The following is a 23,531-nucleotide window of genomic DNA, read 5'->3' as shown; positions in this document are numbered from 1 at the left end:
GTGTGCGGTCGACTCGGCGTGAACACCGGTTCCGAACTGCGGCGACGTCCTGTGGGTCGACATTCTTAGAACGGCTTCACAGGGAGCGCAAAGGGCTCCGCCACTACGTCGCCTCGTAGGTCCCGGGACCTCGCCGGGGCGGTGCGCGGGTCCCCCGGTCCGCCCGTGGCGGCGGGAGGAGGAGCTGGCGCGACGTCAGAAACCTTGCAGGACGGGGCAGGGGGCGTGCCGGTCGGCCGGGCTGGATTCCGGAGCGCGCGTTGACGCACACATCGACGCCAAGACGGACAAATATCCACATGTCTTCCATGTGGCATCTACTAAGTACGCCGGTTGATCGGTCGAGCGCTGTGACCGACGTCATAGGGCATGCGTGTCCGGTATTTCTCCGAGGGCCGTACGGCCATATCGATACGAACAGGGCATGTCCATCGGCCCCCCGACATGGTCCAATCGGTCGTACGGCCGACAGCGAGTGGGGACGCATGGAGCACGCCGACGGAGAGGGGCCGAGACCGGGCGCCCCGGGACCGGAGCCTCGCGGGGCTGCCGGGCTCCGGGTCGGAGTGCTCGGTGAATTGACCGCGACGTACGACGGGCGGGCCCTGAGCCTCGGCGGGCCCCGGCCACGCGCGGTCTTGGCCCTGCTGGTGGTGGCACGGGGCGCCGTGGTCACCGGCGACCGGCTGGTCGACGCGGTGTGGGGCGAGGGGCCGCCGCCGAGCGCGGTCGGTGCCCTGCAGGCGTACGTCTCGCGGCTGCGGAGGGAGCTGGAACCGGCCCGGGCGGCCGGTACCCGCAGCAGCGTCATCGTGTGGGAAGGCGCCGGTTACGCGGTCCGTCTCGCCGCGGACCAGGTCGACGCCTGGCGGTTCGAGGCGCTGCTCAGGCAGGCCGGGCAGGCCGAGCCGCCGGCACGGCGGGCGGCACTGCTCACCGAGGCGCTCGCCCTCTGGCGGGGCCCGGCCTTCGCCGGGTTCGCGGACGGCCCGTGGGCACGGGCGGAGGCGGCCCGTCTGGAAGAACTGCGTGAGGTGGTGCGGGAACAGTTGCTGGCCGCCCGCCTGGAGTGCGGGGAGCACACCGAGGCGCTGCTCGCCGAAGCCGAGGGCCTCGTCGCCGGGCAACCCCTGCGCGAGGAGCGCTGGTCCCTGCTGGCCATCGCCCACCACCGCGCCCATGGCCGGGCCGAGGCCCTCGCCGTGCTCCGCCGCGCCCGCCGCACCCTCGCCGACAGGCTGGGCATCGACCCCGGCCCCGCCCTGCGCGGCGTCGAGGCCGAGATCCTGTCCCACGCGCCGCGTTCCGCCGCCCCCCTGCCGTCTGCTCCGCCCGCGTCCGCACCCGCGTCCGCGGCTGCCTTCGAGTGCGACCGACTGGTCGAGCGGGAAAAGGAGTTGGCCGAACTACGGCAATGCCTGGCGGACGCGGTCGCGGGCCACGGCGGGCTGGTGTGTGTTCAGGGTCCGGCAGGGATCGGCCGGAGCGCACTGCTGGCGGAGGCGGGGCGGCTGGGCAGGGAGTGGGGGATTCGGGTGCTGGACGTCGGTGGCGGTCCGGAGGCCCGCGCGGAGGGGGCGCGGGGGGCCGTGCGGCGAGAGCGGGATGGTGAGGGGGGCGGTGAGTGGGGCGGTGAGCCGGGCGGTGAGCAGCGTGGTGAGCGGCACGGTGAGCGGCACGGTGAGCGGCACGGTGAGGGGGGCTGTGAGCCGGGCGGTGAGCGGCACGGTGAGAGGGGCCGTGAGCGGGGCGGTGAGCAGCGTGGTGAGCAGGGCGGTGAGCCGGGCGGTGACGTGCGAGGTTCCCAGGGGGTCCGCCCGTGCGATCCCCACGACGTCGTACGCCGGTTGCTCGACGCGGTGGTCGCCGAGTACGACGGCACGCTGCCGGCCACGGCCACCGCCACCGCCACCGCCACCGCCCCGGTCCCGGCCACGCCGGTGTTCGACGGGCGGGCCGCCGACCGGCCCGGCGGCTTCGACGTCCTGCACGGGCTCTACCGGATCGTCGAGCGCCTGGTCACCGACGACCACCCGGCACGGCGGCCCCTGCTCCTCCTCGTGGACGACCTCCAGGCGTGCGATACGGCATCCCTGCGTTTCCTGGCCCATCTCCTGCCGCGGATCCAGAACCTGCCGGTCCTCGTCGTCACCGCGCTGCGCGCCGGGGAGCCTCCTGCCGGGCGCGAGAGCGAGCAGGTGCTCGCCGATCTCGCGCAGGACCCGACCATGGTGCACATCCGGCCCGAGCCGTTGAGCGCGGCGGGCGTCGCCCGGCTGGTACGCCGGCTGCCCGGCGGCACGGTGGACGAGGAGGTCGAACGTGCCTGCCACCGGGTGTCGGCCGGTCTGCCGCTGCTGCTGACACACGTGCTCGGGGCCCTGGAGACGGCGGGAGCGGGAACCGACCCGCGCGCCGTGGCGGAGTCGGGTGTCCGTGCCGTTTCCGACCTCGTGCTCACCGTGCTGGACCGGCTGCCGCCCGCCGCCACGGCCGTCGTACGGGCGGTCGCGGTTCTCGACGGCGGCGGCGCTGACGGCGGCGGCGGTGAAGGCGGGGCCTCGCTGCCGACGGTCGCCGCCTTCACGGACCTGTCCGAGCAGGACGTGGCCACGGCGACGGCGGCCCTCGTACGGGCGGAAGTGGTCCGTGACCAGTACCCGTTGGCCTTCGTCCATCCCCTGGCCGGCGAGGCCGTGCTGCGGACGGTGTCGCCGCGGGAGCGTCCGGCCCTGCACGAAAGGGCGGCGAGGCTCCTCGACCGTGCCGGTACGGCTCCGGAGCGGACCGCCGGGCATCTGCTCCTGACCCCCTGCCGGGGCGAGCCCTGGGTGGTCGGCGTCCTGCGCGCCGCCGCGGCCCGCGCGGCCGCCCGCGGCGCGCACGACACGGCCGCCACCCTGCTCACCCGCGCGCTGCTGGAGCCGCCCACGCGGGACGTCCGGCCCGAGGTGCTGCTGGAACTGGGGCGGGCCGAAGCACTCGTCGACGGGCCTGCGGCGGCCCGTCACCTGCGGGAGGCGTACGAGACGTCGTCACCCCCGCGCGGCGGCGCGGCGTGCCTGCTCGCGCAGACCCTGATCTACACCGGCAGGCCCGGCGAGGCGGCCGAGTTCGCCACCCGGGCGGCCGCGGAACTGCCCACCGCGCGGACCTTCGGGCAGGCTGCCGCGCGGACCGTCGGGCAGGCTGCCGCGCAGGTCGTCGGGCAGACCGCCGATCAGGTCGTCGCGGACGGTACGGCCGGCAGCACGGCCGACGAGCGGCAGGGGCTGCTGGCCCTGGCGCGGCTCGGCGCCTTCGCGCACGGGCTGTACACCGTCGGCGGCAGCGCCATGGACGAGCCGGTGCCACCCCCCGTCGGGGACGGGCCCGGCGCCCGCATGCTCGCCGCCGAGGCGGCGAGGGACGCCACCGCGCGGGGCCTCGACCGGGCCGCGGCCGTCGCCGCGGCCCGGTTCGCGCTCACGGACCGGGTGCTGCTGCGCGGCGGAAGGGTGCTCTCGTGGTGCACGGCGGGCGTCGTGCTGCACCTGGCCGACGACGACGTCAGGCTGCTGTGGGACGAGACGCTGACGTACACCGGGCAGCGGGGGTCGCTGATCGGGACGCTCTCGGCGCACCTGTGGAACGGGTTCACACAGTGGCGGCACGGCGAGTTGCACCAGGCCCGCCGGTCGCTCGAAACCGCGCTCGAACAGTTCGGCGCGTGGGGGGTCACGCCCGGTGCCCCGCAGTGTCGCGCGTTCCTGACCGGGGTGCTGCTGGACCTCGGGGACATCGCCGGCGCGCGGGCCTGCCTGGAGCGGATGAGGGCGCGGACCGGGGGCGCCGAGGGGGCGCGGCTGCGCGGGGAGAGCGAGGCGCGGGTGCTGATCGCGGAAGGCCGGTACGCACAGGCGCTGGCCGTGCTGGACGGCGTACGGCATCTCCAGCCGGACGTGGTGAACCCGGTGTGGTGGGACGGGGATCTGCTGCGGGTACGGGCGCTGACCGGGCTGGGCGAACGGGACCGGGCCGTACGGCTGGCACGGGAACAGCTGTCGATGGCCCGCAGGTGGGGCGCCCCCGGCACCGTCGGCCGGGTGCTGCGGCTGTGCGGCGAGGCGCGCGGGCCCGACGGCGGACCCGAACTCCGGGAGGCGCTCGCCCTGCTGGCCGACGGCCCGGCCCGCCTCGAACACGCGCGTGCCCAGCAGTCCCTGCACGCCCTGGCCGGTGGAGAGACCGGGAAAGGCGGCGTCGTACGCCGATTCCCCCCTGCGTGACCGGCGTACGACGCGCCGCCGGGACGAGAATCCGACGGCCGACTTGCGATCGGCTTGCAAGCGGATCGCAAGACCGATGGCGCATCATCCGTTCCGCGGACGAACCAGCCGCGCAACGAACTGACGGGGGGCGGCCCGGGGGACGGGCCGGGGGGCGAAGGACATGGGCGAAGCGACACGCGCCGGGGACCAGTGGGCGGTCTCCGGCTACACACACGACAAGGAACTGGGTTCCGGAGCCAGCGGGCGGGTGGTCCTGGCCACGCACGACACGACCGGCACCCGGGTGGCGATCAAGTACCTCGCCGACAAGCTCTGTGACGACCCCGCCTTCCGCGAGGTGTTCCGCGCCGAGGCCCGGCTGCTGGGCGAGCTCGATTCCCCCCATGTCGTGGAGCTGTACGAGTACGTCGAGAACCCGCGCGGCGCCGCCATCGTCATGGAACTCGTGGACGGCGTACCCCTGCGCAAGCTGCTGCGGGAGCACGGCGCCACGACCCCCGAGGCCGCGCTCGCCGTCCTCAAGGGCTCGCTGCTCGGCCTCGCGGCCGCTCACGCGGTGGGGGTCGTGCACCGCGACTACAAGCCGGACAACGTCCTGGTCGCCGCCGACGGTTCCTCGAAGCTCGTGGACTTCGGCATCGCCGTGCCCAGCGGGGTGGCCGCAGGAGCCTGCGGCACCCCGACCTACATGGCGCCCGAGCAGTGGACCGGCGGTGAGTCCGCACCGGCGACCGACGTGTACGCGGCGACGGCGACCTTCTTCGAGTGCCTGACCGGAATGAAGCCCTACCCGGGCCGGACGCTGGCCGAGCTGGCGGTCCAGCACATCGAGGCGCCGATCCCGGACGAGCTGGCTCCCGAGCCGGTGCGCCCGCTGATCCGCAGGGGCCTGGCCAAGGCCCCCGAGGACCGCCCGGAGAGCGCGGCGGCGTTCGTCGAGGAACTCGAAGCCGTCGCGGGGGCCGCGTACGGCGAGGAGTGGGAGGAGCGCGGCCGGCGCGAACTCGCCGCGCTCGCCGCCCTGTTCTTCCTCTCCTTCCCGACGGCGGACGGTTCCGCCTCGGGTACGACGGCCCTGGCCACGACCACCCTCGGGCCGGGCGCCCGTCGGCTGCCCGGCCGGAGCAGGAAGATGCTGGCCGGACTGACGGCGGGGGCTGTGCTGGTGGTCGGCGGCCTCGCGGCGACGGCGGTCGCCACGGGCGCGGGGGCCGGGCACCACACGGTGAACGGGGCCGGGTCGGGTCCGGGGCCGGACGGATCCGCCGACGGGACCGCTCCGAGCGGGTCGGCCGGCTCTCCCGGCGGGGATCCCTCGGCGTCGGACGGTTCCCCGTCGGCTTCGGGGAGCGCGTCGCCCTCCGCGTCGGCGTCCGGGGAGGGCAGTGCCTCGCCCGACGGGTCCGCGTCCGGTGGAGCGGGCGGCACGGGCGGCGGCTCCACGGGCGGCGCGGGAGGGACGACCACGACCGGCGGGGGTACGACCACGGGCGGCACGGGAACCACCGGTGGCAGCACCTCCGGCGGCGGTACGACCACGACGGGCGGCGGCTCCACGGGCGGCGCTACGACGACGGGCGGCGGTACGACGACGGGCGGCGGCTCCACGAGCGGCGGCAGCACCTCCGCGCCGCCCGCGCCCGTCCTCGATGTGAAGTCCGTACAGATCAACGTGGTCGGCCCGACGGCGGCCGCCTGCACCATCGTGGCCTCCGTCAGCGTGACGACAAACGGCGCCGCCGACGGCACGCTCTACCTCAGCTGGTACGCCGGCGACTCGGCCGGCGCGGTCGGGACCGTCGTGGCCACCGACCCGGTCGCGCTGCCCAAGGGGAAGACGCAGATCTCGGGCCGCTACACCCACGCCTTCGCCGTGCCGACGCGCTACGCCTACCTCGGTGTCAGGGTCACCACCGACCCGGCCGCCGACTCGGGCAACGGCTCCTTCCAGTCCACCGCGGCACCCGTCGATTGCGACCCGCCCCGATGAGCACACCTCCCGAGGACCCGCGACTGCGGTTCGTCCGCACCGATCCGGCGTCGCGCCCCGACGACTCCGATCTCACCGTCACCCTCCCGCCGGCGGAACCGGCCGCGACGCTTCACCTCCCGTCACCGTCTTCGGCGGCGGGAACGGGAACGGGAACGGCAGCGGGAGCGGCCGAGGGGGAGACCCGTTTCGGGCCGGGGGTACCCGGCGCGTCCGGCACGGCCGACGACCGCGCGACGGAGATCTGGCGGGGCACGCTCACCCCGGACGGCTCGTCCGGGGTGCCCGCCCGCCGCCGTCGGCCGTGGTGGCGGCGCGAGCTGCCGTCCCTGCTGGTGGTGGTCGCCGTCGTCGTGGCCGTCGTACTGGGCATGCGCTCCTGCGCGGCGGCCCGGTCACCGCTGCACGTGGTGGGCGCCACGGTCACCGCGCCCGAGGTCGGCCGCTGTGCGAGGACGGTCCTCGTCACCGGCGTCCTCAGGACCGACGGCAACCCCGGCACCGTCGACTACCGCTGGAAGCGCAGTGACGGCACGGCCTCCGCCGTCCTCCACCAGGAGGTCGGCGAGAACGTCAGGAGCTCCGAGGTCGTCCTGCGCTGGAGCTTCGACGGCCACGGCACCATGAAGGCCACCGCCACGCTCGAAGTGCTGTCGCCGGACCCGGTGACGGCGTCGGCCGTCTTCACGTACGACTGCTCCTGATCACCGGCTTCACACGGGGCTGCTACCGGTCGCAGCCGTGCCGTCCGTGCCGTCCGTGCCGTCCGTGCCGTCCGTGCCGTCCGTGCCGTCCATGGCGGCCACCAGGCCCGCCGCCCCGCACTCCCGCGCGATGGACCGGCCCCGGCTCAGCAGGGCGTCGGCCTCCTCCCGGGGCGCGTGGCCGGCGAGCGCGTACAGCGCGCGGGCGTACTCCAGCCGCGCCGGACCGGGCGCCAGCAGGGCGACCGCCGCACGGAGTTCGGGCTCGCCCTCGGGCCCGCGCAGCTGCCCGACGACCCGCAGCACCCGCCCCACCGTGCTGGGCGCCCCCCACCCGCGGGCGACCGTCAGCTGCTCCATGGCCAGGGCCAGCGCCTCGGTCCGCCGGCCGGCGCCCGCGAGCGCCCGCACCCGCAGCAGCGACCAGGGCCACCACGCCGGGTTGGCCACGGCGGGCTGGAGGTGCCGTACGTCGTCGAGGGCGGCCAGCGCCTCCTCGTACCGCTCCTCCGCGTTCAGCACCCGCGCCTCGCTCTCCCCGAGCAGTCGCCGGCCCTCCGCGCCCCGGATCCAGCCGCGCATCCGCTCCAGGCAGGCGCGAGCCCCGGCGGTGTCGCCCAGGTCCAGCAGGACGGCGGTCAGGAAGGTACGGCCCTGGGGGGCGCCCGGGGCGAGGCCCCAGGTCTCCGACTGCCCGACCGCGGTCTCCAGTGACCGCCGTGCCGCGTGAAGGTCTCCGTGGTGCCACTGGGTGAAGCCGCGCCACAGGTGCGTGGCGAGCACGGAGAACAGCGAGCCGCGCTCCACGGCGCGGGCCACCGCCGCGTCCCAGAGCTCGCCGACCTCCTCGTCGGCGAGGTGCAGCACGATGCCCGCGGTGTACCAGAGCATCTCCTCGCCGGCCGCCTGAAGCACGCCGTCGGCGACGGCGAAGCGGGCGAGCGCGACGGCCCGGGGCCGGTCGCTGCCGTCCGAGGCCGCCTCCCGGGCGAGGTTGGCGGCGAGCATCCGGGCGCCGGGCCCCTCGCCCTCGACGACGGGGTCCTCGACGGTCCGCCACAGCTTCTGGTCCAGGCCGTGCATGAACCCGCTGATGCGCTCCAGTGCCAGCAGTCCCTGCCGTTCGTCGCTCAGCCCGGCGGGCAGTTCCGCCGCCGCCCGGCGGGCGAACTCGGTCGCCTGGCCGTGGCCGCCGGCGAAGACCAGGATCCGGGCGAGCAGCAGGGCGGCGGCCGCCCTGCGACTCGGGTCGGCCAGGGTGTCGTACGCCTGGCGCAGGTGCTCCACGGCGGCCGGTCCGTTGCCGAACGTCTCGGCGCGCCCGAGGTCGAGCAGTATCCCGGGGCGGCGTTCGGGGGCGGGCGGTTCGTCGAGCACGCGGGTGAGGTACGTGGCGGCGGCGTCGGGGGCGCCCCGGCCCGCGGCCTCCCGGGCCGCCGCGCAGAGGATGTCCACCACGTCCGGGTCGCCCCGGTGCGGGGCGAGCAGCAGCTGGGCCGCCGTACGCTCGGGCGGCGCGCCGGCGGCGGACAGCGCGCGGGCCGCCCGTTCGTGACGCAACTGCCGCTCTCCAGGGGGCAGTTCGCGGTAGACGGCATCCCCGACGAGGGGGTGCACGAAGGCGTAGGGGTGGCCCTCGCGCAGGATCTCGGCCTGTACGAGCGGCACGATCGCCTGCGCCGCCTCCGCCTCCGGCCGCGCCATGAGCGCCGCCACCTCGGCGAGCGTCGCCGCCCCGTCCCCGAGCACGGCCACGGCCTGCGCAGCCTCCCGTGCCTGCGCGGGCAGCAGCGCCATCCGGCCCAGCACCAGCCCGGACACCGCCCGCGACCCGGCCTGTGCGACCTCGCCGCTGTGCGCGGCGTCGGGCCGGGTCCCGCGCGCGTGCAGCGCCCGCAGCAACTGGCGCAGCAGCAGCGGGTTCCCGGCCGTGGCGCGATGGCAGGCCGCCGTGAACTCCTCCTGCGGCTCCTCGCCGAGCGTCCGGCGTACGAGACCGGCGACCCCGCCCGCCGTCAGCGGGGTGGGCCTGATCCGCACCACCGAGGGGTCCGTCGTCAACGCCTTGGGCAACTCCTCGCCCTGCTGCGGCTCCCCGGTGCGCAGGGTGACGGCGATGAGCACCGGCAGGCCTTCCAGCCGGCCCGCCAGATACGCCAGGTAGCGCACCGAGCCGCTGTCGCACCACTGGAGGTCGTCCACGGCCAGCACCAGCGGTCCCGCCGCCCGCACCAGCTTCCGGGTCAGCTCGTACAACCCGTTCAGCACCGCGAAACTCTGCGGCTGCGGCCCGCGCACCGTTCCGAAGACCGCGCCCGCCGCGACGGCGGCCCCGGCCAGCAGCGACTCCTCGCGGTCGCGCACCACCCGCTCGAACAACTGGCGTACGGCGCCGTAGCCGTAGTCCTTCTCCCGCCGGCTGCCCGTCGCGGTCAGGGTGGTCACCCGTTCGCCGGCCGCCAGCTCGGCCACCTCACCCAGCAGGCGGCTCTTGCCGATGCCGGCCGGGCCCTCGATGAGCACCACGCGGGGCCTGCCGTCCAGGGCCGAGCGCAGGCTGTCGCGCAGCTCGGCGAGCTGGGGCCCGCGGTCCACGAGCACGTCGGCCCGAGGGGCGGGGCGGGGCACCGGACCCGCCGGTCCGCCGGGTCCGTCGGGTTCGCCGGACCCGCCGGGGCTTTCGGGGCGTGCGGGGCTTTCGGGGCCTGAGGGTTCCGATCCGGGGACGGCGGACGCTCCGGCAGGCGTGGGGGAGGCGTGCGGCCCCCGGCGGGCAGGGGCGTCGAGGGCAGGGTCCTGGGCCAGGATCGCGGCCTCCAGATCACGCAGGGCGGCCCCCGGGACGGGACCGGAGCCGGCGGACAGCAGGGGCCTCGCGCGGCGGAGCGCGTCCAGCGCGTCGGCCTGGCGATGGGCACGGTAGAGGGCCAGGGCGAAAAGACGCCAGCGTTCTTCGCGGAGCGGGTCCTCGGAGACCAGGGACTCGAGTTCGGGCACGAGGACGGCGTCCTCGCCCCGGGCGAGGCGGGCCGCGAGCAGCTGTTCGCGGGCGAGTTCGCGCAGTTCGGCGAGGCGGGCCGACTCCCGGTGGGCCCAGGGTTCGGCGGCGTACTCCGCGTAGGCCGGGCCCCGCCACAGCGCGAGCCCGGACTCCAGGACGGCCACGGCCTTCGACGGCCGGCCCTCGTCGGCGTGCGCGGCGGCGGACCGCAGCGCCTCCTCGAACCGCCAGGCGTCCACCGCGTCGGCCGCCAGCCGCAGCGCGTACCCCGCTCCCTCGCTGACGATGACGCCCCCGCGCGCCCTCGCCTCCCGCTCCGGCTCCAGACAGCGCCTCAGGTGGGAGACATGGGAGTGCAGTGCGGCGGTGGCGCGGCGCGGCGGCGTGCCGCCCCAGACCCCTTCGACCAGCCGGTCCCGGGTGACGACCGAGCCCCGGGCGACGACCAGCAGGGCGAGTACGGCCCGTTGCCGTCGTCCGCCCAGCTCCAGAGGCCGGGCCCGGAACGCGGCCCCGACCTCACCGAGCACCGACATGCGCAGTTCGTGTGGCGACACACAACGCATCAAACCAGAACATCCGTTCGCCGATGCCGCACCTGCCGCACGGGGGACCGGCTCTCCGGCGCCGGGAGAGCGCAGCGGGCAGCGTCAACCGGGCCGTTACCGTCCGTCCCCGCCTGAAGAACGGTGGCCGGGGCCGGATCCGCCGACGGTCTCCTTGGTGCCGCCTCGCCGGGAGGCGGCGTGGTGGTTCAGCACCTTCATGATCTCCGAAGCCAGCACATCCGCCAGAGCGGGCGCGAGGGATTCTGCCAGTGCGGTCGCGAGCGTCTGCGCGAGCAGCACCCGTTCCAGTTCCGAGGAACGGGAGGACGGCTGGGAAAGGAATGCCACGGCGGCTTCCATCAGGGCTCCCGCCAGTGGGTCCTTTCCGTGCTTGACGCCCATGCCGGTATGGGTAATTCCGGCATCGCGCACGATTTCCTCGAAGATCTCGTCGACGAAGTTCCCCAAGGGGTCCCGTTCCGATTTGTCGCCGGACTCAGCTGCCATTGTGTTTCCTCAGGTCTTCGGTTGCGTACGGGACCTGCCCCCCGATGCCGGCGACCGCCGGGACCGGGGGGCAGGGTGGCGCTGTCTCCTGTCAGCGGCCCATGAGCGCCGCAAGCAGCAGGGGGTGCTGGATCAGCGACTCGCCGCGCTCCTCGCGGCGGCGGCCCATGAGCGCGGCAAGGAGCAGCGGGTGCTGGATGATCGAGTCCTCGCCCCGCTCTTCACGGCGGCGGCGCATGAGCGCCGCGAGCAGGAGGGGGTGCTGGATGATCGAGTCCTCGCCCCGCTCTTCACGGCGGCGACGCATGAGCGCCGCGAGGAGCAGCGGGTTCTCGATGATCGACTCCTCGCCGCGCTCCTCGCGGCGGCGCCCCATGAGCGCCGCGAGCAGGAGGGGATGCTGGATGATCGACTCCTCACCGCCCTCCTCGCCGCGGCGCGCAAGCGCGGCAAGGAGCAGCGGGTGCTCGATGATCGACTCCTCGCCGCGCTCCTCACGCCGGGCGAGCAACGCTGCCAGCAGAAGCGGACCGAAGGCGGATTCTTCGCCGAACTCTTCCTGGCCTGCTCCGGCCTTTTCACGAGTGGGAGTCTCCGTCGCTGCCGTCATGGTTTCCTCTTTCTTCGACGCATGACTCGGCGAAGCGCTCGGCTGACACAGGCAGCCCAAGTGCTCCGCCCTACAGTGCAATCGTCAAGGGGCGTGAGGCCGACCGCATTTCGATCATGATCCATGCGGCCGCGGAATTCAGGCTCCTCGGGTTCACTGCCGACATGGCTGTCCCGGCTCCCGCGACGTCCTCGCCCACTCGAATCGTGGTGGGCGCCCGAGTGGATGGGTGCGGGGGCTCGTCGTACTCCTTGCGGACGGTGTCCCCCGCCTGAGCAGACGGACCGGCCGGCGACCTGCCGGCCGGCACGCCGTTCGACTGCCCGTGCGTACTTGTGCCGCCATCCGAGTGGTCACCCCTGACGGCCTCCGCGAGGCCGTGAGGATGAACGGCTGAAATGAACGCCGTCCACACAGGGGGGTCGCACGGCCGGTACTGGCCCAGTTCGTCACCCGCGCGGGTGCGGGCCTACGACCGGCCGCAGTTAAGGAGACATTGGATGCGCGTACCGCGCAAGATCGCAGAGAGCGTGCTGCTGTCGCTCCTGCTGATCGGCATCTCGCCCGCCACCGCCCAGGCCGCACAGGCCCAGAGCCGAAGCGGCGCCTCATGCCCGACCCACCATCGGGACACCTCGCAGACCACGGCGCCGTACCCGCAGTTGGAGGCCTACCACGACGGCGACTGGCGGCTCGGCCCCAAGAGACTCCCCAGCACCGGGCCCGTCGGAAGAATGCTGCGCGGCTACCACCCGGCGGGCAGCACATCGCGGTACTGGTTCCTTGGGTGCTACTGGCAGACGAATCCGCAGAACCAGCCGACGCAGCAGGTCGGCGGCTGGTGGTTCCCGGACAACAACGGGTTCGTGCTCCGGAACGGCCGCCCGGTGGAACGGCCGGTGACGCTCCGGAAGGGGCAGCGGGTGGACCTCTTCGGCAGAGGTGACTCGGGCCACTTCCTCGCGCCGGAAGGCACGCCGTACGCCAAGCGCGCGATCCCGCCGAGCAACCTGGATGAGTACAGCTCCGCGAGCCCGCCCTTCAACTACCACCTCTACGAGGTGATCGCGCCGCTCACCATCGAGGCCGGGCCGGCCAGACCCTGGTTCGCCCAGCCCGGGTTGGGCACCCAGTACTACACGAGCGCCACCGTCGGGGCGCTGATCCAGTCCCAGAAGCTGAGAGAGATCACCGTCCCATGACGTCATGAGGCAGTGCCGGTGACGTCCTCGGTGTCCTTGGTGTCCTTGGTGTCCTTGGTGTCCTCGGTGTCCTCGGTGTCGTCCGTGTCCTCGGTGTCCGAGGTGTCTTCGACGAGGTCGTCGATGCGGCTGACCGCCTCGGCCGGACGGCCGGAGGCGCAGCCGCATCTCGGCCTGTACATCGAGGAGTTCCAGGAAGCCGGTTGTGCGGGTCGCCCCTGACGACAGCCGGATCCCGGCGCTGCCGGGCCTCTCCTCCCGGTGCACAGGGCGTCCAAGCCGGGCCCCGCCGGCCATGGGGCGTTTGCGTGGTCTCCCCGGTGCTGTTCACGGGTGACGCACCTCTGTTCTACCGGCGTCGTTCGTTCGACGCGGCGGCGCGACGAAACGGGCAACGCTTCGCCGCCACGAAGGCCGCCACGTGGAGAAGGAGTTCTCGTGCCTCCCCTCTTGCTAGGCACCGACCGGCTGTCGCCACGCTGGCCCTCGTCTCAGGGCGGCGTCTCGTACGCGGACCCGGCCGACAGCGCGCGCCGCTGCTACTCCTTCGACAGCAGCCAGGGCGAGACCAACCTCGGCTGGCTGGTGGCGGACCGGCCCAACCGGCAGCCCACGTACCAGCCCGGCGGCGTCGGGCTCCAGGACCTGTACGCGCAGAGGGCGAACCACCAGTTGTGGACGGTCTCCTCGCGGACCGTCACTGTGCGGTCCAGCCGGAGACCAGATGGACTCCGGCGAGCGCGACGACGAGGCCCGCGCCGAGTGCCAGCGCCAGCAGTGACCAGCGCCCGGCGCGCCGGGGAGCGGGCGTCCCGTGACGGGCCGGGCGGCGGCGCAGGTCGGCGCCGATCAGGCGCGGCAGGCGCCACAGGTAGGCGAGGACGTGCACGGACATCACGGCGATCCAGCAGACGAAGGAGGCCTTGTGCAGCAGGAGCACCGGAACCGGGCCGGTGTCCGGTCCGAGCAGGGCCAGCGCCACCCCCGTACCGAGGACGGCGACGCTCGTGGCGACGACCAGGGGACCCAGCACGCGCAGCAGCGGTGCGGGCGGCCCCTTGCGGCGGTAGGCGGGCGCGCCCGTGTAGTAGCGCAGGAACCGGTAGCCGGTCGAGCCGATCTTCAGGACGACCGGGCCGGTCAGCAGCAGCCCGATGAAGAAGTGCAGGGTGAGGAGCCGGCCGAGGAAGAGGATGGTCACGCCCTCGGCGGCGAACAGGAGCAGCAGCACCGCACCGGTCGCCGCGGTCAGCCGCTCGTTGCCCTCCGGGCCGCCGGCCGCCCGGCCGTCCGGCTCGGTCGTGTCGTGGGCCGGTGTCCTGCCGTCGATCACGGTCACTTGTCCGTCCTCCTGATGATCAGGCCCCGCCCGGCCCGGATGGCGGCGCTGTCCCGCCCGCTCCCACGCTGCGCGCCGGAGCGGCAGGAGTATGTCCGACCTGGGGTTAAGAAATCGTTCACGACCGTGGCGCCGGCCGCCGGTCCGGGGCGGGACCGGGCGGCCGGTCCAGGCGCAGCGCCAGTACCGGGCACGCGGCCACGGCACGCCGCGCGTGCCCGAGGGCCTTTCCGGTGAGAGGGGCCGATCCCATGATCGGGTAGCCCCACTCGTCCAGGTCGACGAGTTCCGGGAGGAGTTCGGCGCACAGGCCGTAGCCGTCGCAGGCGATGCGGTCGATTCCGAGGGAGTGAGCGCCGGCCATGCCGGTCACCTCCATTCCTGGTCGTCCGGTGCCGGTGTGTCCCCCACCGGCAGTACGGGTTCGTCGCCCGCGGCTGCGCACGGGCCGAGGCCCAGGTGGTGCCGTACGTCGCCGGCGAAGACCCGCAGGGCGGTCGCGGCGAAGCGGGACGCGCCGTCCGGGTGCCGGCAGGCACCGCGCCCGGCGAGCAGCGCCGCCCGGCTCTCCAGGCGCCGTACCGCCTCCGGGGTGGGACGCCCCCAGGCGAGGTCCGCGAAGTCCGCGGCGACGGCCGGCAGCCCGAACCGGCACGGTCCGCACTGGCGCGCGCTCTGCGCCGCGAGGTGGCCGAGCACCCTCGCCGCCTCGGCCAGACCGCAGGTCCGGGCGGGCAGCGCCACGATCACCCCGGCGCCGGGTCCCGCGCCGAGCGCGGCCAGGTCCTGTTTGGCGAACGGGACGCGCACCGCCTGCTCGGCCGGCAGCCAGCTGCCGAAGAAGCCGCCCAGCAGCACGGAGCCGAGCGGCTCCGTGGGCCCGCCGGCGATGTCCAGCACCTGGCCGAGCGGCAGGCCCATCTCCACTTCGTAGACGCCCGGCGTGCGCAGCGCACCGGAGAGGGTCACGAGCGTGGTGCCCGCGGCGTCGGGACGTCCGGCGCCGCGGAACCAGCCGGGACCGTAGCGCGCGATCAGTGCGAGGTGGGCGAGGGTCTCGACGTTGTCGATCAGGGTGGGGCGCCGGCCGACACCCTTCTCGAAGGGGCGCGGCGGGGTCGCCAGGGGGCGGGCGTCGCCACCGTTCAGCCAGCTCACCAGCGATGTCTCCTCGCTGGAGACGTAGTGGTGGGGCAGTTCGTGCACCAGCACCGGCACCGGGGCGAGGCCCAGCCGCCGGCGTTCCTCCACGGCCTCGCGCAGCGCCTGTGCCTGGTCCTGCCTGGTGCGGGGCAGACACAGGTGCGCCACGTCGGCGCCGACCGCGGCGGCGGCCAGTGTGATGCCGTCCAGCACCAGGTGCGGGGCGAGGGCCAGCAGGGTCTCGTCCTTGCGGCTGGCCGGTTCGCTCTCCATGCCGTTGGCGACCACCACGGCGGTGCCCCGGCCGCCCGCGACGGTGCGCAGCTTGCGTCCGGTGGGGAAGGCGGCGCCGCCCCGGCCGGTCAGTCCCGCGTCCTCCACCGCCCGCACCAGCCGGTCGGCCGCGTCAGCGGTACGGGGAAAGGGCGGCGGGCCGTACCGGCGCAGGTGCTCGTCCAGCCCGGCCGCGCGGCCGGTGTCGTACCAGCCGTGGAGCAGCCGGGAGCCGTACGGGCCCAGCATGCCGTCCCGGCCGTCACCGGCCTGAAGGGCCGTCAGGGCCGTCAGGTCCATCGGGGTGGTCGTCCCGCCGGTCATCGCGTCGGTCATTCGTCGCCTCCCTCGTCGTCGTCGGCCCTCGGCGCAGGCGCCGGGTGGACGGTGCTCGGGCCCGTGGGCGTGCCGGTGCCCGTGCCGGTACTCGTACTCGTGGCGGTGGTGCCGCCCGCTCGGTGCGCCCAGCCCGGTTGCAGCGGACCTGAGTTCACGAACGCGGCCAGCACCACGGGCATCGCCGCCGCGGCGACCCCTGCCCAGAGCCGTGCCGCGCTCCGGCCGGGCCCTGCCCGGTACAGCCGCCACCAGACGGCGGCGACCACGAGGGCGACGCATCCGGTGTACAGGGCGAGTTGCAGCGTGAGCCGGGTGTCGGTGCCGGTCCCGGCGGCGTGGAAGAGCGCCACCGGCCAGGCCGCGTAGGCCAGCCAGTGCACGGCCTTCCAGCGCCGCTGCCCCATGCGCAGCCGTACCGCGCTGGTGGCCGCGACCGCGAGCAGCAGGTCGAACGCGACCGTGCCCAGCCCCATCCAGAGCGGCCGGTACGACGCGGTGAACGGCACCACCGTCACCAGCCAGCCCAGGTGGACGAAGGTGTCGAGGACCGCGGTGACGATGTGCAGGGCCAGGAAGGCCAGGGTCAGCACCGACAGGTTGCGGTGCAGCGCGCTCACCTCGAAACGGGCGAACCGGCGCGGTGTGTAGCGGCCGCCGACGGCGATGCCGAGCGCGACGGTCGTGGTGAGCAGTACCAGGGCGACGGTGCCGCCCGCCCGGGTCGCGTACCAGAGCGGGCTGGGGCCGGCCGCTGCCAGGGTGGCCAGTCCGGTCACAGGGCACCTCCTTCGGTGTGTTCCGCGAACGGGTCCGCGGGCCAGCCGCAGACCCGTTCGACGGTTCCGTCCACCCGGACCAGCCGCGCCGGCAGCCCCGCCCGGCGCAGTCGGCCGAGGGCTTGTTCGCCGAGCACCACGGCCTCGGTGCTCGCGGTGTTGGCGGCCACGCAGCTGACGGCCGCCACGCTGACGGTCCGCCAGACCGGTGCGGGAACGTCACCGGTGACGGGATCGACGATGTGGTGCACCTGCCGTTCCCCACGGCGCCAGTTCCGCACGGTGGTGCCGGAGGTGGCGAGTCCGCCCCCGGTGATGCTCACCGTGGGCCGGCCCGCCGTGTCGGGGGCCGCGTGGTCGTCGGCGACGGCCACCCGCCAGCCCCCCGGCGGCGGATCACCCGCGGCCGAGAGGTCACCGCCGAGGTTGACCAGGACGCCATGGCCCGTCACCTCGGCCGCGCGGTCGGCGGCCCGGTCGGCGGCGAGGGCCTTGGCCGTCGCACCGAGGTCGAGCGCGATGCCCCGGGGCAGCCGCAGCCGCCGGGAGGCCCGGTCCCACTCCACCGCCCGCCAGCCCGCGGACGGTCCGGCGACGCGCAGGGGGCCCAGGTCCTGCGGGCGCAGCGCGGCGAACGTGACGTCGTAGCCGAGCGCGCGCACCGCGGTTCCGACGGTGGGATCGACGACGCCGTCGGTGACCTCCGCCGCGTACAGCGCCACGTCCAGCGCCTCGGCGAACAGGGCGCTCACGTGCACGGCGGCCCCCGCCGCCGCGTTGGCGCGGGACAGTTCCGAGTCGGGCCGGAAGCGGCTGCACGCCGCGTCGACGGCGGCGAGTTCCGCGTCGAGCACCCGGCGTGCCGCGGTCAGGGCGACAGGGTCGGTGACGAGCAGCGAGGCGGTGGTGCCCAGCGCGCGGAAGGAGACCGAGGCCGGATGCACGGCGGCGGGGGTCATGAGGCACCCGACGTGGTGTGCGCGGGCTGCGGGGCCGGTGCCGGGGGTGTGGTGGGGGCGGTGGAGCGGGCCGCCGGGTGGGTGGCCGAGGCCGTCCGGTGCGGCGCGGTGGTGGCCCGGGAGGCCGATCCGGTGGTCGGCTCGGCGGTTCTGGACGGGGCCGCCGAGTGCGACGGCTCTCGCGAGCCGTCGGGGGTGCCCGGCGCGGGAGCCGACGGGTTCGAGGTGTTCCCGGGCGTGGGCGAGGACTTCCCGGGCAGGGCGTGCGCGTATCCGGTGGCGAGCACGACGGAGCCGGCCGCCGCGGCGGCGGCCACCCACCGGGTGGTGCTGCCGACCCGGCGCAGGCCGCGTTCACGGCGTCGGGCGGCACCGGCCGACGTGGGGTGGTCGGGGTGGGACATGGTTCCTCCTCGGCCGCGGGTGTGCCCCGGGAAGCGCTCGGCACCGTGCGGCCACGCCTGTGACTGTCCGGTCTCCAGCCTGCGCAGGCGTCTGTCGGGATCCGGTTCAGGAATCCTTCACAACCCGCAAAGATCGGCGAACCCGCTGGTCACAGCGGTGAGATCACATGTCCTGGAGGGGAAGGGGCCGGGGGACAGGTCAGGTCCGGTACGACCCGCGAGAGCGCCGGGTGCTGCTCCTCCGGGGGAGTCCCGGCTGCGGCCCTGGAGGGGTTCAGGCGCCGGTCGTCCCGGTACCGCCGGAACCGGGCTCCCCGCTCCGCTCGCGCCGGCGCCGTGCCGCGGGCAGCGACAGCGCCACGGTCAGCCCGCCACCGGGCGAGTCCAGCAACTCGGCGGTGCCGCCGTTGGCGGTGATCAGCCGGTGGACGATGGCCAGGCCCAGCCCGGTACCGCTCGCCTCGGGGTTGCCGAACCTGCGGAACGCGTTCTCCCGTGCGGCGCGGCCCATCCCGGGACCGTTGTCGGCGACCCGCAGCCGGACGGTGCCGCCCTGCCGCTTGCCGGTGATCAGCACCAGGCCGCCCGGCTGGACCACGTCGAGGGCGTTGGCGATCAGGTTGTCGAGCACCTGCTCCAGATCGCCCGCCCCGAGGAAGGCGGTCAGCCCGGGGGCGCAGTCGGCGGCGAGCCGGACCTGGCCCGCGTCGGCGACCGGCTCCCAGGCGGCGACGCGGTCGGCCACCAGGCGGTCCACCCGGACCGCGACCGGCCGCGGTACCGCGTGCTCGGCGCGCGCCACCGCCAGCATGCCGTCCACCAGCCGGGACAGGCGGGCGATCTCGCCCTGCGCGTCGGCCAGCTCGGCGGCGGTTTCCCCGTCGGCGTCGGCGGCGAGCAGGTCGAGGCGCAGCCGGAGCGCCGCGAGCGGGGTGCGCAGCTGGTGCGACACGTCCGCGACCACGGCGCGGTGGCCGTGCACCAGGGCCTCGGTGCGCGCGGCCATCGTGTTGAACGTCGCCGCGAGACGCCGTACCTCCTGCGGGCCCGCCTCGGCCGGCGCCCGCGCGTCCAGCGCTCCCTCGCCCAGCCGCCCCGCCGCCTCGTCCAGCACCCGCAGCGGGCGGCCGACCCAGCGGGCCAGCAGGACCGACATCAGCACGGCCGCGCCGAGGCCGCCGACGGCGATCAGCGTGAGCCAGCCCCACATCACCAGGATCCGGTCGTGCAGCGGATCGGCGGAGCGGCTGAGGACGGCGACCCCGACGGCGTCCGAGGCGTCGCCGATCGGCACGGCGGTGATCAGCCACTGATCGTCCTGGTGCACCCGGGTGGCGGGGTGGGCGAGCACGGCCGAGGCCAGCTCCGCGGAGTCGTCCCCGGCCGCGCCGGAGCACCCGGCCGAGAGCACCACCCGGCCCGCGTTGTCGTAGACGGCCGCGCACTCGCCCTTGCGACGAGCCTCCTCGGCGAGGCGGCGCGCCGGTGCGTCCGACTTGCGGTCGGACAGGTACTCCTCGGCGGCGGAGGCGATCGACCTGGTGTTCGCGGCCGCCTCGGCCCGGAACGAGGTCTGCTCGCGCTGCGTCATCAGCAGTCCGAGCGGCACCACCGCCAGCACCAGGACCGCGGTGATCAGGGCGATGACGCTGAGCGCGATGCGGCGGGTCACGGTGGCTCAGCCGACTTCGCCGAGGCGGAAACCGCGGCCGTAGACGGTCTCGACCAGTCCGGGAACACCCAGTTTGCGGCGCAGCGCGGCCATGTGGACGTCCAGGACCTTCGTGGGCCCGTACCAGTGGGCGTCCCAGGCGCGTTCCAGGATCTCCTGGCGCGTCACGACCCGGCCCGGATCGGCGGCGAGGCACTGGAGGATGTCGAACTCCTTGGGGGTCAGCGCGACTTCCGCCCCGCCGACGGTCACCTTGCGGGTGCGCGGGTCGACGACGAGCGGTCCGTGGGCCAGCAGTTCGGGCCCGGACGGCCGCACGCGCCGCAGTACGGCCCTGATCCGTGCCAGCAGCTCCGCCAGCCCGAAGGGTTTGACCAGGTAGTCGTCGGCGCCCTCGTCGAGCGCGGCGACCCGGTCGCCCTCCTCGCCGCGGGCGGTCACCACGATGATCGCCACGTCCGACCGGCGGCGCAGCGCGCGGCAGACGTCGACACCGTCCATGTCCGGCAGGCCGAGGTCGAGCAGGACCACGTCGGGCGGCGGTACGTGGGTGAGCGCGCCGCGTCCGGTCCCGACGCCGGTCGTCCGGTACCCGGCTCGCTCCAGGCCGCGCACCAGCGACCCGGCGAGCCCGGGGTCGTCCTCGACGACCAGCACGGTGAGCGCTTCGGGCACGGCGTGGGAGCCGGTTTCCTGTTCCACGGCATCCAGCGTAGGGCGACGTGGACGGATCTCGGACCGCCCGCGGACGGCGCAGCGCACAGCGGCCGTTGTGGTGACCGACCGGCTTTGCCGCATCTGAAGCTTTCCCGAACGGCTCTCCGACGCGGCACGGCGCAAGCTGGTGACACGGCGCCCGCGAGCCGACCGACCGCCTCGCGGTACCGCCTTCGCCCGAAGGAGGCCGACCCATGCCCCTGCCCGGACCCGCACAAGACCCCGAACCCGTGCGGCGGCGCGAACGCGGCCTGCGGCGGGTGGGCGCCACGACCCGCCTGACCGCCATCGCCGCGACGGGCGCCGCCCTGCTGCTCGGAACCGGCTATGCCCACGCCCTGCCGGGCATCTCCGCCCTGGCGTCCCGCGCCGTCGAACACTCCGACACCGGCGAGCACCCGCAGCCCTCGACCGGAGCTCCGGTGCCCACCACGCAGCCGGCGCAGACGACGACCGGCGCGTCCTGACCCGCGCCCGCCCGTTGTGGACCAGTGCCCCACCGTCCGGCCGATCCTCGTCGATCCGGCCGGCGGCCACGGCGGCGGCTGCGTCGGCATCTGCGGACACATACCCCCCGCGGTATCTTGTAACCGTGGGCCCCGCCCTCAGGGGCGGGGCATCGAGTGCCCTGCTACCCCCCAGGGGTAATGTGGTGATCGGTCGACACGGCGACAGGTGGAGCGTATGACGATCCGGGCAGCTCGCGGCGGCACAGCCGTCCGCTGGACGTACGGGGTGTTCCTCACCCTCTGCGTCGTGCTGGCCGTGCTCGTCCACCACGAGATGCCCGCGATGGACGCTTCCGCCATGCCGCGCGCGGCGCACCCGGACCACGCGATGGCCCACGCGATGTCCGACAGCACGGCGCCCTCCGTCCCCGGCGCCACCGCGCACAGCCGCTCCGGCGCCACCGCGCACAGCGCCGACAGCGTCTGCGCCATGCCGGGCATGCAGCACTGCGGCGCGGCCGGCGTCGACTCCCTCCAGCTGGCCGCACCCCACCGGACGGCGTTCGACCCGCTGGCGAAGCCGTTGCAGGCCGCGGCCGGGCGGGCACCCGGCGCCGCGGCGACCGACCGCGCCCCGCCCGACCTGTCCGTCCTCTCCCAGCTGCGTATCTAGGCCGCGCCGGACGGCGCGCGATGTGCCGTCCCTCCGCGACCACATCGGCTTTTCGCAGCAGAGGACACAACCCCATGAACACCATCGACCGTCGCTCCGTCCTGCTCGCCGGGCTTGGCGTCGCGGGCGCCGGCGCGCTCGCCGCCTGCCGCAGCGATTCCGGTTCCGGCTCCGGTTCCGGCTCCGGCGACGCCCTCGTCGACCCGTCCGGCCCGGCCGTCGCCGCCGCCGAGAAGAAGCGCCACAGCACCGGACGGGAGCGGAAACTCACGCTGACCGCGGCACCCGCCACGATCGATCTCGGCGCCGGTGTCCGGCCCAGGACCTGGGCCTTCGACGGCCGTACTCCGGGCAGGGAGGTCCGGCTGTCGGTGGGCGACACGCTGGTCGCCGAGCTGTCCAACCAGCTGCCGGGCAAGACCACCACGTCCGTCCACTGGCACGGCATCGCCCTGCGCAACGACATGGACGGCGTGCCGCCCACCACCCAGAGCGCCGTCCGGGCCGGTTCCACGTTCACGTACCGCTTCGTCGCGGACACCCCGGGCACGTACTTCTTCCACCCGCACATCGGCGTCCAGCTCGACCGCGGCCTGTACGCCCCCCTGATCGTCGAGGACCCCAGGGAAACCCTCGCCTACGACGACGAGTGGGTCGTCCTCCTCGACGACTGGGTCGACGGTGTCACCGGAACCCCCGACGAGGTCTACGCCGAACTCGGCCACGGCATGGCCGGCATGGGCATGGGAACCAGCACCGGCTCGGGCTCAGGCGGCACGGACGGTCACGGCATGGGCGGCATGAGCGGGATGGACATGGGCGGCTCCGGTTCCCCGTCCCCCACGGCCGCGGCCTCCGCCGGCGGCGGGTCGGCGACGTTCATGCTCATGGGCGCCACCAGCGAGCTGCTCGGCGGCGACGCCGGGGACGTGAAGTACCCGTACCACCTGATCAACGGCCGGGTGGCCGCCGACCCGGACGTCTACACCGGCAAGCCGGGCAGGAAGGTCCGGCTGCGGATCGTCAACGCGGGCTCGGACACCGCCTACCGCGTGGCCCTCGGCGGCCACACCCTGACCATCACCCACACCGACGGCTTCCCCGTCCGGCACCAGCAGGTGGACGCCCTGCTGGTCGGCATGGGGGAGCGCTACGACGTCCTCGTCACCCTCGGCGACGGCGTCTTCCCGCTCGTCGCCCTGGCCGAGGGCAAGAACGCGAACGGTCTGGCCCTGGTGCGCACGGGCTCGGGGAGCAGGCCGGCGGCGACCGTCCGGCCGAGGGAACTCGACGGCATGATCATGACCGCGTCCCAGCTGCGCGCCGCCGACGAGGTGCGCCTGAAGCCGGCCCGGACCGACATCACGCACCAGATCCGACTGACCGGCGGCATGATGAGGTACGACTGGGCCGTCAACGGCACCCCGTTCGACATGAAGAACCCGGGGGCGAACCCGATCCTCGTCGAGCAGGGCCGGCGCGTACGGTTCGACTTCGTCAACGACACCGACATGTGGCATCCGATGCACCTGCACGGCCACACCTACCAACTCGGCGCCTCGGGACCGCGCAAGGACACCGCGATCGTGCTGCCCAGGAGGAAGCTCTCCGTCTTCTTCGACGCCGACAACCCCGGCCAGTGGATGCTGCACTGCCACAACGCGTACCACGGCCAGGCCGGGATGATGGCCGACGTCGCCTATCGCGCCTGATCCCGCACGGGCACGCCCGGGCCGACCCCGGTCCGGGCGTGCCCGTGCGGCACGAGCCCGGGATGCGACAGGACGGCGGCGACGGCCGGCGGCGGGAAGGATCCCGGGGCGGCGGGCGGCTGCCGCCGGTATGGCGGCAGTCCTCGTGCGCCACGACGCGCCGGGTTCCGCTACCGGGCCCGTGCCGCGCAGTTGCCGGATCGTGCCGCCGAGCTTGTCGCGGAACCCGTCCAGCATCTGCG

Annotated in this window: 20 protein-coding genes; 7 read left to right on the top strand and 13 right to left on the bottom strand. The window is 74.7% G+C overall.

Annotated elements, in window-relative coordinates; genetic code table 11:
* Positions 1 to 578 precede the first annotated feature (578 nt).
* The 3 genes from AB0P24_RS10370 to AB0P24_RS10360 all read left to right on the top strand — a co-directional run bounded on the left by AB0P24_RS10370 (position 579) and on the right by AB0P24_RS10360 (position 6,965).
* A complete protein-coding gene (locus AB0P24_RS10370; RefSeq protein WP_365792219.1) occupies positions 579 to 4,268 on the top strand; it encodes a BTAD domain-containing putative transcriptional regulator in 3,690 nt (1,229 codons plus the stop codon).
* A 163-nt stretch (positions 4,269 to 4,431) separates the two neighbouring features.
* Positions 4,432 to 6,261, top strand: coding sequence for a serine/threonine-protein kinase (locus AB0P24_RS10365; protein ID WP_365792217.1), 1,830 nt, complete (start codon positions 4,432 to 4,434; stop codon positions 6,259 to 6,261).
* A complete protein-coding gene (locus tag AB0P24_RS10360) occupies positions 6,258 to 6,965 on the top strand; it encodes a hypothetical protein (protein WP_365792215.1) in 708 nt (235 codons plus the stop codon). Before AB0P24_RS10365 ends, AB0P24_RS10360 begins: the two co-directional genes overlap by 4 nt.
* 9 nt (positions 6,966 to 6,974) lie before the next feature.
* Here AB0P24_RS10360 and AB0P24_RS10355 read toward each other — a convergent pair whose 3' ends face one another.
* From AB0P24_RS10355 to AB0P24_RS10345, 3 genes are all read right to left on the bottom strand, one after another.
* Positions 6,975 to 10,523: a BTAD domain-containing putative transcriptional regulator gene (locus AB0P24_RS10355; RefSeq protein WP_365792213.1), complete on the bottom strand. Its 3,549-nt coding sequence runs from the start codon at positions 10,521 to 10,523 to the stop codon at positions 6,975 to 6,977.
* Positions 10,524 to 10,628: 105 nt separating this feature from the next.
* Complete coding sequence (locus AB0P24_RS10350) at positions 10,629 to 11,021, bottom strand: hypothetical protein (protein WP_365792211.1); 393 nt, start codon at positions 11,019 to 11,021, stop codon at positions 10,629 to 10,631.
* Positions 11,022 to 11,112: 91 nt separating this feature from the next.
* Entirely contained in the window at positions 11,113 to 11,631 is a 519-nt protein-coding gene (locus AB0P24_RS10345; protein ID WP_365792209.1) for a hypothetical protein, read from the bottom strand.
* A gap of 500 nt (positions 11,632 to 12,131) precedes the next feature.
* Between AB0P24_RS10345 and AB0P24_RS10340 the strand changes: the two genes are divergently transcribed.
* Positions 12,132 to 12,833, top strand: a complete 702-nt coding sequence (locus AB0P24_RS10340) for a TNT domain-containing protein (protein ID WP_365792207.1) — start codon at positions 12,132 to 12,134, stop codon at positions 12,831 to 12,833.
* 2 nt (positions 12,834 to 12,835) lie between these two features.
* Here AB0P24_RS10340 and AB0P24_RS10335 read toward each other — a convergent pair whose 3' ends face one another.
* From AB0P24_RS10335 to AB0P24_RS10290, 10 genes are all read right to left on the bottom strand, one after another.
* Positions 12,836 to 13,015, bottom strand: coding sequence for a hypothetical protein (locus tag AB0P24_RS10335; RefSeq protein ID WP_365792205.1), 180 nt, complete (start codon positions 13,013 to 13,015; stop codon positions 12,836 to 12,838).
* A 357-nt stretch (positions 13,016 to 13,372) separates the two neighbouring features.
* Positions 13,373 to 13,534 (bottom strand): hypothetical protein, encoded by a 162-nt coding sequence (locus AB0P24_RS10330; RefSeq protein ID WP_365792203.1) that lies wholly within the window; start codon positions 13,532 to 13,534, stop codon positions 13,373 to 13,375.
* Entirely contained in the window at positions 13,531 to 14,172 is a 642-nt protein-coding gene (locus tag AB0P24_RS10325) for a hypothetical protein (protein ID WP_365792201.1), read from the bottom strand. Before AB0P24_RS10325 ends, AB0P24_RS10330 begins: the two co-directional genes overlap by 4 nt.
* 118 nt (positions 14,173 to 14,290) lie before the next feature.
* The gene (locus AB0P24_RS10320) at positions 14,291 to 14,536 is read right to left on the bottom strand and encodes a ferredoxin (RefSeq protein WP_365792199.1); all 246 of its coding nucleotides are present in this window, start codon (positions 14,534 to 14,536) and stop codon (positions 14,291 to 14,293) included.
* 5 nt (positions 14,537 to 14,541) lie between these two features.
* A complete protein-coding gene (locus tag AB0P24_RS10315; RefSeq protein WP_365792197.1) occupies positions 14,542 to 15,924 on the bottom strand; it encodes an NADH-ubiquinone oxidoreductase-F iron-sulfur binding region domain-containing protein in 1,383 nt (460 codons plus the stop codon).
* Positions 15,921 to 16,703 carry a ferric reductase-like transmembrane domain-containing protein gene (locus AB0P24_RS10310; RefSeq protein ID WP_365792196.1) on the bottom strand — a complete coding sequence of 261 codons (783 nt, stop codon included), beginning with the start codon at positions 16,701 to 16,703 and terminating at the stop codon, positions 15,921 to 15,923. Before AB0P24_RS10310 ends, AB0P24_RS10315 begins: the two co-directional genes overlap by 4 nt.
* Positions 16,700 to 17,662 (bottom strand): FAD:protein FMN transferase, encoded by a 963-nt coding sequence (locus AB0P24_RS10305; RefSeq protein ID WP_365792194.1) that lies wholly within the window; start codon positions 17,660 to 17,662, stop codon positions 16,700 to 16,702. The genes AB0P24_RS10310 and AB0P24_RS10305 overlap by 4 nt, the downstream gene beginning before the upstream one ends.
* Positions 17,659 to 18,066, bottom strand: a complete 408-nt coding sequence (locus AB0P24_RS10300; protein WP_365792192.1) for a hypothetical protein — start codon at positions 18,064 to 18,066, stop codon at positions 17,659 to 17,661. Before AB0P24_RS10300 ends, AB0P24_RS10305 begins: the two co-directional genes overlap by 4 nt.
* 274 nt (positions 18,067 to 18,340) lie before the next feature.
* Positions 18,341 to 19,738, bottom strand: coding sequence for a HAMP domain-containing sensor histidine kinase (locus tag AB0P24_RS10295; RefSeq protein WP_365792190.1), 1,398 nt, complete (start codon positions 19,736 to 19,738; stop codon positions 18,341 to 18,343).
* A gap of 6 nt (positions 19,739 to 19,744) precedes the next feature.
* Entirely contained in the window at positions 19,745 to 20,440 is a 696-nt protein-coding gene (locus tag AB0P24_RS10290; RefSeq protein ID WP_365792188.1) for a response regulator transcription factor, read from the bottom strand.
* Between the two features lie 209 nt (positions 20,441 to 20,649).
* On the opposite strand from AB0P24_RS10290, the gene AB0P24_RS10285 reads away from it, so the two are divergent.
* The 3 genes from AB0P24_RS10285 (at position 20,650) to AB0P24_RS10275 (ending at position 23,289) form a co-directional block, all read left to right on the top strand.
* On the top strand, positions 20,650 to 20,922 hold the full coding sequence (locus AB0P24_RS10285; RefSeq protein ID WP_365792186.1) for a hypothetical protein: 273 nt from the start codon (positions 20,650 to 20,652) through the stop codon (positions 20,920 to 20,922).
* Between the two features lie 217 nt (positions 20,923 to 21,139).
* Entirely contained in the window at positions 21,140 to 21,577 is a 438-nt protein-coding gene (locus AB0P24_RS10280; RefSeq protein ID WP_365792184.1) for a DUF6153 family protein, read from the top strand.
* 74 nt (positions 21,578 to 21,651) lie between these two features.
* A complete protein-coding gene (locus tag AB0P24_RS10275) occupies positions 21,652 to 23,289 on the top strand; it encodes a multicopper oxidase family protein (protein ID WP_365792182.1) in 1,638 nt (545 codons plus the stop codon).
* Positions 23,290 to 23,531: the final 242 nt, after the last annotated feature.

This window comes from Streptomyces sp. NPDC086519 (assembly GCF_040686075.1).
GTDB lineage: Bacteria > Actinomycetota > Actinomycetes > Streptomycetales > Streptomycetaceae > Streptomyces > Streptomyces shenzhenensis.
Note: the sequence above shows the minus strand (reverse complement) of the source record. Positions and strands in the feature narration are given on the sequence as shown.

Excerpts from the sequence above, each read along its gene's own strand:
- AB0P24_RS10365 (WP_365792217.1), top strand. The coding sequence starts at position 4,432 with ATGGGCGAAGCGACACGCGCCGGGGACCAGTGGGCGGTCTCCGGCTAC.
- AB0P24_RS10360 (WP_365792215.1), top strand. The coding sequence starts at position 6,258 with ATGAGCACACCTCCCGAGGACCCGCGACTGCGGTTCGTCCGCACCGAT.
- AB0P24_RS10350 (WP_365792211.1), bottom strand. The coding sequence starts at position 11,021 with ATGGCAGCTGAGTCCGGCGACAAATCGGAACGGGACCCCTTGGGGAAC.
- AB0P24_RS10345 (WP_365792209.1), bottom strand. The coding sequence starts at position 11,631 with ATGACGGCAGCGACGGAGACTCCCACTCGTGAAAAGGCCGGAGCAGGC.
- AB0P24_RS10340 (WP_365792207.1), top strand. The coding sequence starts at position 12,132 with ATGCGCGTACCGCGCAAGATCGCAGAGAGCGTGCTGCTGTCGCTCCTG.
- AB0P24_RS10335 (WP_365792205.1), bottom strand. The coding sequence starts at position 13,015 with ATGTACAGGCCGAGATGCGGCTGCGCCTCCGGCCGTCCGGCCGAGGCG.
- AB0P24_RS10320 (WP_365792199.1), bottom strand. The coding sequence starts at position 14,536 with ATGGCCGGCGCTCACTCCCTCGGAATCGACCGCATCGCCTGCGACGGC.
- AB0P24_RS10315 (WP_365792197.1), bottom strand. The coding sequence starts at position 15,924 with ATGACCGACGCGATGACCGGCGGGACGACCACCCCGATGGACCTGACG.
- AB0P24_RS10305 (WP_365792194.1), bottom strand. The coding sequence starts at position 17,662 with ATGACCCCCGCCGCCGTGCATCCGGCCTCGGTCTCCTTCCGCGCGCTG.
- AB0P24_RS10300 (WP_365792192.1), bottom strand. The coding sequence starts at position 18,066 with ATGTCCCACCCCGACCACCCCACGTCGGCCGGTGCCGCCCGACGCCGT.
- AB0P24_RS10285 (WP_365792186.1), top strand. The coding sequence starts at position 20,650 with ATGCCCCTGCCCGGACCCGCACAAGACCCCGAACCCGTGCGGCGGCGC.
- AB0P24_RS10280 (WP_365792184.1), top strand. The coding sequence starts at position 21,140 with ATGACGATCCGGGCAGCTCGCGGCGGCACAGCCGTCCGCTGGACGTAC.
- AB0P24_RS10275 (WP_365792182.1), top strand. The coding sequence starts at position 21,652 with ATGAACACCATCGACCGTCGCTCCGTCCTGCTCGCCGGGCTTGGCGTC.